The following is an 8,812-nucleotide window of genomic DNA, read 5'->3' on the forward strand; positions in this document are numbered from 1 at the left end:
GCTCCGGTGTTGCCACGGCGTCGGTCGTGAGCACGACGAGCATGGTGGCCAGCGACGGCGCGAGCATGCCCGCGCCCTTGGCCATGCCGCCCACATTCCACTTGTCCTCGCTGTGGAATGCCGACTCCTTCGGCACGGTGTCGGTGGTCATGATGGCGTGGGCGGCGTCGGAGCCACCCGACATGCCGCCGCCCATCTCGTGCACGATCTCGGTGATCGCCGGGACGAGCTTGTCCATCGGCAGGCGGTCACCGATGAGACCGGTGGAGCAGACCGCGATCTCGCCCGCACCGGTCTCGGTGCCCCAATTGCTCAGTGCCGCGGCGAGTTCCTCGGCGGTCTTGTGGGTGTCCTGGAAACCGCCGTGGCCGGTGCAGGCGTTCGCGCCACCGGAGTTCAGGATCACCGCGCGCAGACGACCGGTCTTCAGCACCTGCTGCGACCACAGCACCGGCGCGGCCTTGACCTGATTGCTGGTGAAGACGCCGGCCGCCGCGTATTCAGGGCCCTCGTTGAGCACCAGCGCGAGGTCGGGCTTGCCGCTGGCCTTGATACCGGCCGCCATGCCCGCCGCGCGGAATCCCAGTGGCGCGGTGACGCCCTGGGTGTGGATCAGTTTGCCGTGGTCCGGGGTCTGCGGATCAGGGGTCGTCACGGTGCCACTCCTACGGTGGAAAGTCCTGCGGTCTCGTCGAATCCGACGGCCAGATTCATCGATTGCACCGCGGCGCCCGCGGTGCCCTTGGTCAAGTTGTCGATCGCGCCGATCACCACGAGCAGACCGGCGTCGGCGTCGACGGTGACCTGCAGGGTGATGGCGTTGGATCCGAGCACCGAACCGGTTTGCGGCAGTACGCCTTCGGGCAGCAGGTGCACGAAAGGTTCTTCGGCATAAGCTTTTTCGTAGACGGCACGCGCCTGCGCGGCATCGACCTTCGTCGGTGCGGTGCAGGTGGCCAGGATGCCGCGCGGCATCGGGGCGAGCACCGGCGTGAACGACACCGAGACATCCACGCCGCCTGCGGCTTTCAGGTTCTGCGCGATCTCGGGGGTGTGCCGGTGCGCGCCCGCGATGCCGTAGGCCCGGACACTGCCCATCACTTCGGACCCGAGCAGGCCGACATCGAGTTTGCGACCGGCACCCGAAGTACCGCTCACCGCAACGACATTCACTGCGGGCTCGATGATCCCGGCGGCGATCGCCGGGGCCAGCGCCACACTCGACACGGTCGGGTAGCAGCCGGGCACGGCGATCCGCCGGGCACCGGTGAGCTTCGCCCGGCCGCCGGGCAGTTCCGGCAGGCCGTAGGGCCAGCTGCCCGCGTGGGGGCTGCCGTAGTACCGCTCCCAGGCGGCGGCGTCGGTGAGCCGGTAGTCGGCGCCGCAGTCGATGATGACGGTCTCGTCGGGCAGGGCCGCCGCGATGGCGCCGGACTGACCGTGTGGGAGGCCGAGGAACACGATGTCGTGACCGGCCAGGACCTCGGGAGTGGTCTCCTCGAGAATCCGGTCCGCCAGGGGCAGCAGATGCGGCTGCAGCGCGCCCAGTGCGGTACCCGCGTTGGAACCGGCGGTCAGCGCCCCGATCGCGAGGCGCCCCGCTCGGTATTCGGGATGACCGAGCAGTAGACGCAACACTTCGCCACCGGCGTATCCACTCGCACCGGCAACCGCCACCCGCAACACGGGTCCTCCCGACGAATCAACCATGTGATGATTATGCACGACTATGCAAGCTCATTCATGAGCGGGTGTGACCGACTTCGCCTCCGACGCCCCGATCAGGCGTGCGACCAGCGGAAACACCAGAACGGTCGTCGCGCCCGCCGCGACCAGGATCGAGGCGACCTCGGCGGTCAGCAAGCCCGTTTGGGTGGCCACCTGGGTCACCGCGACGATGATCGGCAGGCCTGTCGCGGCAAAGAGCGCCAATTCGACGCGTTCCCGTGCGGTTGGCAGGGTGTCCGCGCGCGGCACGAACCGCTCACTCAGCCAGACGGGCAACCCGCGGGCGATCGCGATGGTGACCACGAACCACAACCACAGTGCCGGATTCCGGCCGACCGCCGCCACATCGATGCCCATGCCCGACACCACGAAGAACACCGGGATCAGCAACCCGTACCCGATGGCCTCGAGCGAGGAGTCCACATCCGGATGCCCCGCCGCGATGAGCCGCCGCAGAATCATGCCCGCGGCGAACGCGCCGAGCACCACGTCCAGATCGAAGACCTCGGCGACCACCATCAGCACCAACAGCAGCAGCACCACCCCGCGCACGGGCAGCTGCGAGGTGCCACCGCCCAGCTTGGCCAGCCCGGCGCCCAGATCCGGCATGCGATCGAACATCCGCACCGGCACGAATCCGACCACCACGGCCGCCACCACGAACATCACGACGACCACCACCGCGCTGCCCGCATCGCGACTGGTGAGCAGCACCGACATCGCCACGATGGGCCCCAGCTCGCCCACCGCGCCGTGCGTCATCACCGCCCGGCCCAGCCGCGAGTCGAGGATTCCCGCCTGCTTCAGAATCGGCAGCAGGGTGCCGAGCGCGGTGGAGGTCAACGCGATCGCGACCGCGACGCGGGTGCCGTTGGAGGTGTCCGTCGCCACCATGACGATCACGAACGCGAACAGCAGACACACGATCCACACCACCCACGCCGTCCGCCCGGAGCGGCCGCGCAGCAACCGCGGATCGAGCTCGTAGCCCGCCAGCAGGAACAGCATCCCCAGGCCCAACTCGCTGACCAGGTCGACCCCGCCCGCGCTGCTCGCCCACCCGAGCACGTGCGGTCCGACCACCGCCCCGGCCACCAGCAGGATCACCACATCCGGCAGATACCCGCGCACCAGCCGCGACAGCAGCGGTGCGACCACCGCGATGAGCGCGATCCAGAACAGCGAGACGATCGGCGAGGGATCGCCGACACCCTCGGAAGCGAGCAGATCCATGCAGGTCATCGTGGCACAGCGGCATGCCCGATCCCCGAAACCGCGCGCGGGCGATCGGTCACACCACCGCGCGCGCAGGGATGACTCAGTGCTTGCGGACGACGGTTTCGCCCGCGCCCGGTTTCCAGACGGTGATGTCGAGGTGGTCGTCGTTGGTTTCGACGGTGGAGGCTCCGGTGAGGTCGGCGACGTAGAAGTGGTCGAATTTCTCGCCGCGGATGTCGAAACCGCTGTCGTCGAAGAGCTTTTGGGCGAAGCGGGCGTGGACGGTTTCGTCCTTCAGGTCCGTGACGGTGCCGAAGAGTTTCGCGTCGCCGTCGGAGACCATGGTGTCGACGGTGGCGGTGTGCAGGCAGAAGCGTGGGTCACGCGCGAGATCGTCGAATTTTCGGGTATTGGGCATGCCGGCCAGGACCAGCATGTCCTCGAAGACCATCGGCTCGATCGGGCTGATGCGTGGCGATCCGTCGGCGCGCAGGGTGCCGAGCATGCACAGTTTGCCGGTGGCCTGGTGCCTGCGCTGGAACAAGGCCGCGATGCTCGGTGCTTCTTCGGTGAACTGGCTCCACGTGGTCATATCTCGTACGGTACGACCCAACCTTGACATCTTGTGTCAGGTTTCACGGCTAGTCTCCGAATATGCGAGCGAGCAGGTTGGTGCAGTTGCTGCTGCTGTTACAAGCGGGCGGCGGCGCGACCGCGAGCGAGTTGGCACGCGAGCTCGAGGTGTCGGTGCGCACGGTGTATCGGGACGTGGAAGCACTTTCGGCGGCAGGCGTTCCGGTGTACAGCGAACCGGGGCGCGGCGGCGGTGTCCGGCTGATCGACGGCTACCGCACCCGGCTCACCGGCCTCACCTCCGACGAAGCCGACGCCGTCCTGCTCGCCGGCCTCCCCGGCGCCGCCGCCGACCTCGGCCTGGGGACCGTGCTGGCCACCGCCCAGCTGAAAATGCTCGCCGCCCTGCCACCGGAACTCCGCGGCCGGGCGACCCGCATCGCCGAACGCGTCCACATCGACATGCCCGGCTGGTTCCAGCGCCCCGACGACACCCCCACCCTGGCCACGGTGGCCGACGCCCTCTGGCACGACCGCCGCCTCGCGATCACCTACCGCCGCCGCGATCGCACGGTGGAACGGACCCTCGACCCACTCGGCCTGGTCATGAAGGCAGGCACCTGGTATCTGATCGCCCGCGAACACACCGACATCCGCTCGTACCGGGCGAGCCGCATCGCCACCGCAGTCCACATTGGCGAATCATTCATCCGCCCAAAGCCTTTCGATCTAGCCGAGCACTGGCAGTCCGCCGCCGAGGAGTTCGCCCGATCCATGCTGCGCGTGAGCGCACACTGCCGGATCTCCATCGACCACCTGAGCCTGCTGCGCCTCATGAACGACCCCGCCGCCGTCCGCGAAGCCCTCGCCTCGACGGGCACCCCCGATGCGGACGGCTGGGCCGACATCACCATCCCCGCCGAGTCCTACGAAGTCCTGGCCCACGCCCTGCTCCCCCTCGGTGAACACATCGAAGTCCTCACCCCACCCGAGCTCCGCGCGACCATGACCGCCACCGCCGCAGCTATGCTCGCCCGCTACCAGCGCTCGACGGCGATCCAGGCGCCCGAGCACCGCTAAACCTACGCCGACTTCGAGGTGCCCGGCCGGCTGAACTCGACGCAGTCAGGGCACTCGTCGACGATCGGGTGAGTACAGCGCAGCACGTGACCGAGGAAGTCGATGGTTCGGGTGAGGTCGTCGACGTGCGCTCGCAGTTCGGCTTGCTTGTCGGCGAAGAGCGCTACCCGCCGGGCCCTCGACCTCGTGTCGAAAAGATCTTTGATCTGCGCCAGGGACAGCCCCGCTCGTTGACAGAGCTGGACGAGGCGGGCCTGAACGATCAGTGCGCCGTTGTAGATCCGTTGCCCGCCGGGCGCGCGGGGCGGAACCAGGACACCGGCGTCCTCCCAGTGGCGCAGGACATGAGCGGCGACGCCCAATTCGGCGGCGGCGTCACCGATGCGGCGCAGCTCGTCGGCATGCGGCATATTCACCCCTTTACTTCAGGTCGACCTGAAGTTTTAGCCTACTTCGCATGGGACACAACGACAATCGGACTCCATTGATCGACTCGATCGCGACACCGGACTTGTGGCGCTGTTGCCGATCCGTGGGATCGGCGGTGACGGGCGCTCTGCGGCCACGACAACCCGACCGCCGGTTCCTGGCCTCGTTGCCCGATCACGACCTACCACGCGGCACAACGACGGTCGAGCTGGCAGTTCTGGCGCAGAATGCCAAGAGTGTGCCGACGGCAGCGATCGTCGAAGGACTGTTCGCCCCGCGACGGATCGATTCCGCGATGACGGCTTTCGTGGTCCGGCATCCGAAGGCGACCTTTCTCGTGGACCCGGGCATCTGCGTCGACGTCCACGACCGAGCGGTGGTGGAACTCCCCCGGATATTGCGGCTCGCGGTGACGCCTCCGAAGGACGTACTCGACATCCGCGAGTCACTGCATCGCAGTGGAATCGAGGCGAACGCCCTCGACTTCGCGCTGCCGACACATCTGCACTGGGACCATATCGCCGGCCTGCTCGATCTCCCCGGGCTGGCACTGCGCCTGCACCGACCGGAGCACGCGTGGGCGATGGAGGGTCCGGTGGCGCCGGTCGGCGGCGTGCGGCGAGCCGTTCGCGAACGACCTCTCGATGTCTACGATCTGGACGGTCCACCCGTTCTCACCTTCGCCCGCAGCCACGATCTCTTCGGAGACGGCGCGGTGCTACTCGTCGACCTGTCCGGCCACACCCCGGGCAGCATCGGTGTGCTCTTACGCACCGAACACGGTCCGGTCCTGCTCGCGGGGGACGCGATCTGGCACAACCTCCAGACCGAGGAGCTACGGCAGAAGTCCGGCTATCCCGGCATGCTGGCCGACAACGACCGCACCGAGACCTGGCGTACTGTCCACCGGCTGCACGCGATCCGCAGCGCGGTTCGCATCATTCCCAGTCACGACCATCGGGCGGCGTGCGCGTGGCACGAGGACTCGCGAGCACTGCGGTCGAGGCAGATGTGACCTCACGACTTCCAGTCGAGAATCTCTGCCATGGAACGCAACTGGGTCGAGGTGGGGGTCAGGCGTAGGGCCGTGTTGCGGAGGGTGACCAGGGGGCGCGCGGACAGCTGGGCGATGGTGCCGATCCGGGCGGAGCGGGCGGTGATCATCTGGGTTCGGGGGCGGCGCTCTCGGTCGTAGCGGGCGAGGCCGTCCGGCTCGCTCGCCGAGCGGGCCAGGACCACCGCGTCTTCCAGGGCCTGGCAGCCGCCCTGGCCGAGGTTCGGCGTCATCGCGTGGGCGGCGTCGCCGAGGAGGGCGATGCGGCCGGCGGTGAAGGTCGGTAGCGCCGGTAGGTCATAGATGTCGTTGTGCAGCACCGTGTTCTGGTCCGCGGCGGCGAGGAGGGCCGGGATCGGGTGGTGCCAGTTGTCGAAGCGGTCGCGCACTTCGGCGAGGCTGCCGGGGGCGTTCTCGGGGGCGTCGTAGACGGCGAAGCAGTAGACGCGACCGTCCGCGAGCGGGGCCATGCCGAACCGTGCGCCGCGACCCCAGGTTTCACCGAATTCGGTGAGCGGCTCGTCGATGTCGACCAACGCGCGCCAGGCGGTGTAGCCGGCGTAGCGTGGCGCGACTTCGCCGCACACCGCACGCCGGACGACGCTGCGAATGCCGTCGGCACCCACGACCAGGTCGGCGGAGGAGGTGCCCGAGGAGTGCACGACCGCGCCGTCGGTCGTCGCCTCGCGCACCGAGATCCCGGTGCGCACCATCCCTTCCGGAAGCGCCGCGCGCAGAATGTCCAGCAGCCGGGCGCGGTGGATCACGACCGGAGCACCGAATCGCTCGCGCAGGGTCGCCACATCGGTGCGTGCGAGCCATCGCCCACGGTCGTCCCTGATTCCGGCCGACACCTCCGCCAGACCCTGCGCACGGACCGTGTCACCCACACCGAGGGCATCCAGCGCCCGTAAGGCATTGGACCACAGGGAAATCCCGGATCCCACGTCGGCGATCTCCGGCGCCCGTTCCAGTACCTGAACCGACCACCCCTTCCGAACGAGCGCGAGCGCCGCGGCCGTTCCGCCGATTCCGCCACCGACGACGATTGCTGTGGACATCGCACACTCCCTCGTTTCGAGTACGACACGAACGGCGTCCGCTCGCAGGCGCGCTCGGCGCTGTTCGGCGAGTCGCAGACGACGCCCATTCTTGCCGAGTCGGTGCATCGTGGGCACCAGCGGCTGCGCGCCCGGCAGGTCTCGACTTCGTCCGGGCCGGTCGCGGATCCGTGCTCGGCCCAACACGAAGCCGGGCTGCCCCGTGGGGACAGCCCGGCTTCGCGGTAGGTGTCAGACGATCGAGAACAACAGGGCCGCGACCGCGAAACTGACCACCGACAGGATGGTTTCGAGAACCGTCCAGGTCTGCAGGGTCTGCTTCACCGTCATGTTGAAGTACTTCGCGATGATCCAGAAGCCGCCGTCGTTGACGTGGCTGAGGATGATCGAGCCCGCCGCGATCGCCATGGCGATCAGCGCGATCGACATCTGCGAGTAGCCCTGCTCGGCCACCAGCGGCGCGACGATGCCGCCGGTGGTGACGATGGCGACCGTGGCCGAACCCTGGGCGATGCGCAGTCCGCAGCTGATCAGGTAGGCGAGCACGATGATCGGCAGTCCCGCCGCCGACATCGTATCGGCCAGGGCCGTGCCGATGCCGGTGGCCGAGATGACCTTGCCGAAGAAGGCGCCTGCGCCGACCACCAGCAACACCATGCCGACCGGTTTGAGCGACTCGGCGGTGATGGTGCTCAGTTCCTGCACCGTCGAGCCGCGCCGGATCCCGAGGAGATAGAACGCGACGAGCACGGTGATGAGCAGCGCGACCGCCGGGGTGCCGAAGAAGGTGAGCACCTGCAGCAGCGTCGAATCCTTGTCCAGCAGCTGGTAGCCGAATGTGGCGCCCAGGATCAAGACCAGCGGGATCGCGATGATGCCGCCGATCAGCGCGACCGAGGGCGGCGATTTCGTGAGCACCGCGGTCCCACCCGAACCGTCGGCCTGCTCGGGCTCGGGCTCGGGCTCCAACGGAACGAACTCCTCGGGCACCGACACCTGCACGCGCTTACCGATATAGCTGCCCCACACGATGCCCGCCGCGATGAAACCCGGAATGCCACAGACGAAGCCCATGAGAATCAGCCAGCCCAGACTCACCCCGAGCAGCCCACCGAGCGCGACGGGGCCGGGGTGCGGCGGCAGGAAGGCGTGCGTCATCGACAGACCGGCGAGCATCGGCATGGCGTAGAGGACCAGCGAGCGCCCGCCGCGCTTGGCCGCGACATAGACCAGTGGCGCGAGCACGAAGATGCCGATGTCGAAGAACACCGGGATGCCGAAGATGAGCCCGAGCAGGCCCATCGCGACCGGAGCGCCCTTCTCGCCGAACATCTTCAGCAGTTTGTCGGTGAGAACATCGGCGCCACCGGATCTTTCGAGGATCGCGCCGAGCACGGTTCCCAGACCGATGATAACCGCGATGTGACCGAGGATGCCACCGAAGCCTGTTTCCAGCAGTGACTCACCGGCTTTCAGCGGTGTGCCGACGATCTGGGAGATCGGCAGCCCGGCGGCCAGCGCCAGCAGGAGTCCGGTCAGCAGCAGCGCGACGAACGGCTCCAGTTTGACCTTGATGATGGCGATGAGTAGGACAGCGATCGCGAGACCGCACAGCACCAGCAACCCGGGGGTGGTGGTGCGCAACCAGTCGATGGTGGCGCCCATGGAA

At 68.1% G+C, this 8,812-nt stretch carries 9 protein-coding genes; 2 read left to right on the plus strand and 7 right to left on the minus strand.

Annotated features, from left to right (window positions below; all coding sequences use genetic code 11):
• The 4 genes from ACFWF3_RS14200 to ACFWF3_RS14215 all read right to left on the minus strand — a co-directional run.
• Positions 1 to 655, minus strand: a 655-nt coding sequence (locus ACFWF3_RS14200; RefSeq protein WP_379314008.1) for a bifunctional ornithine acetyltransferase/N-acetylglutamate synthase, incomplete at its 3' end; no start/stop codon positions are given.
• Complete coding sequence (gene argC / locus ACFWF3_RS14205; RefSeq protein WP_379314009.1) at positions 652 to 1,710, minus strand: N-acetyl-gamma-glutamyl-phosphate reductase; 1,059 nt, start codon at positions 1,708 to 1,710, stop codon at positions 652 to 654. The genes ACFWF3_RS14200 and argC, both read right to left, overlap by 4 nt.
• Positions 1,711 to 1,737: 27 nt before the next feature.
• Positions 1,738 to 2,961: a cation:proton antiporter gene (locus ACFWF3_RS14210; protein WP_379314010.1), complete on the minus strand. Its 1,224-nt coding sequence runs from the start codon at positions 2,959 to 2,961 to the stop codon at positions 1,738 to 1,740.
• Between the two features lie 85 nt (positions 2,962 to 3,046).
• On the minus strand, positions 3,047 to 3,538 hold the full coding sequence (locus tag ACFWF3_RS14215) for a pyridoxamine 5'-phosphate oxidase family protein (protein ID WP_378636960.1): 492 nt from the start codon (positions 3,536 to 3,538) through the stop codon (positions 3,047 to 3,049).
• Positions 3,539 to 3,600: 62 nt separating this feature from the next.
• Here ACFWF3_RS14215 and ACFWF3_RS14220 point away from each other — a divergent pair, with 62 nt between their 5' ends.
• Positions 3,601 to 4,599 (plus strand): helix-turn-helix transcriptional regulator, encoded by a 999-nt coding sequence (locus ACFWF3_RS14220; RefSeq protein ID WP_379314011.1) that lies wholly within the window; start codon positions 3,601 to 3,603, stop codon positions 4,597 to 4,599.
• 2 nt (positions 4,600 to 4,601) lie between these two features.
• Here ACFWF3_RS14220 and ACFWF3_RS14225 read toward each other — a convergent pair whose 3' ends face one another.
• Entirely contained in the window at positions 4,602 to 5,009 is a 408-nt protein-coding gene (locus ACFWF3_RS14225) for a MerR family transcriptional regulator (protein WP_379314012.1), read from the minus strand.
• Positions 5,010 to 5,143: 134 nt separating this feature from the next.
• Here ACFWF3_RS14225 and ACFWF3_RS14230 point away from each other — a divergent pair, with 134 nt between their 5' ends.
• Entirely contained in the window at positions 5,144 to 6,043 is a 900-nt protein-coding gene (locus ACFWF3_RS14230; RefSeq protein WP_379314013.1) for an MBL fold metallo-hydrolase, read from the plus strand.
• A gap of 2 nt (positions 6,044 to 6,045) precedes the next feature.
• On the opposite strand, the gene ACFWF3_RS14235 is transcribed toward ACFWF3_RS14230, so the two are convergent.
• Together ACFWF3_RS14235 and ACFWF3_RS14240 are read right to left on the minus strand one after the other, a co-directional pair.
• A complete protein-coding gene (locus ACFWF3_RS14235; protein WP_379314014.1) occupies positions 6,046 to 7,143 on the minus strand; it encodes an FAD-dependent monooxygenase in 1,098 nt (365 codons plus the stop codon).
• A 231-nt stretch (positions 7,144 to 7,374) separates the two neighbouring features.
• Positions 7,375 to 8,808, minus strand: coding sequence for a GntP family permease (locus tag ACFWF3_RS14240; protein ID WP_378661457.1), 1,434 nt, complete (start codon positions 8,806 to 8,808; stop codon positions 7,375 to 7,377).
• Between the last annotated feature and the right edge of the window lie 4 nt (positions 8,809 to 8,812).

The sequence above is a fragment of the Nocardia sp. NPDC060220 genome, assembly GCF_042727815.1.
In the GTDB taxonomy this organism is placed as follows: Bacteria; Actinomycetota; Actinomycetes; order Mycobacteriales; family Mycobacteriaceae; genus Nocardia.

Excerpts from the sequence above, each read along its gene's own strand:
- argC (WP_379314009.1), bottom strand. The coding sequence starts at position 1,710 with ATGGTTGATTCGTCGGGAGGACCCGTGTTGCGGGTGGCGGTTGCCGGT.
- ACFWF3_RS14210 (WP_379314010.1), bottom strand. The coding sequence starts at position 2,961 with ATGGATCTGCTCGCTTCCGAGGGTGTCGGCGATCCCTCGCCGATCGTC.
- ACFWF3_RS14215 (WP_378636960.1), bottom strand. The coding sequence starts at position 3,538 with ATGACCACGTGGAGCCAGTTCACCGAAGAAGCACCGAGCATCGCGGCC.
- ACFWF3_RS14220 (WP_379314011.1), top strand. The coding sequence starts at position 3,601 with ATGCGAGCGAGCAGGTTGGTGCAGTTGCTGCTGCTGTTACAAGCGGGC.
- ACFWF3_RS14225 (WP_379314012.1), bottom strand. The coding sequence starts at position 5,009 with ATGCCGCATGCCGACGAGCTGCGCCGCATCGGTGACGCCGCCGCCGAA.
- ACFWF3_RS14235 (WP_379314014.1), bottom strand. The coding sequence starts at position 7,143 with ATGTCCACAGCAATCGTCGTCGGTGGCGGAATCGGCGGAACGGCCGCG.
- ACFWF3_RS14240 (WP_378661457.1), bottom strand. The coding sequence starts at position 8,808 with ATGGGCGCCACCATCGACTGGTTGCGCACCACCACCCCCGGGTTGCTG.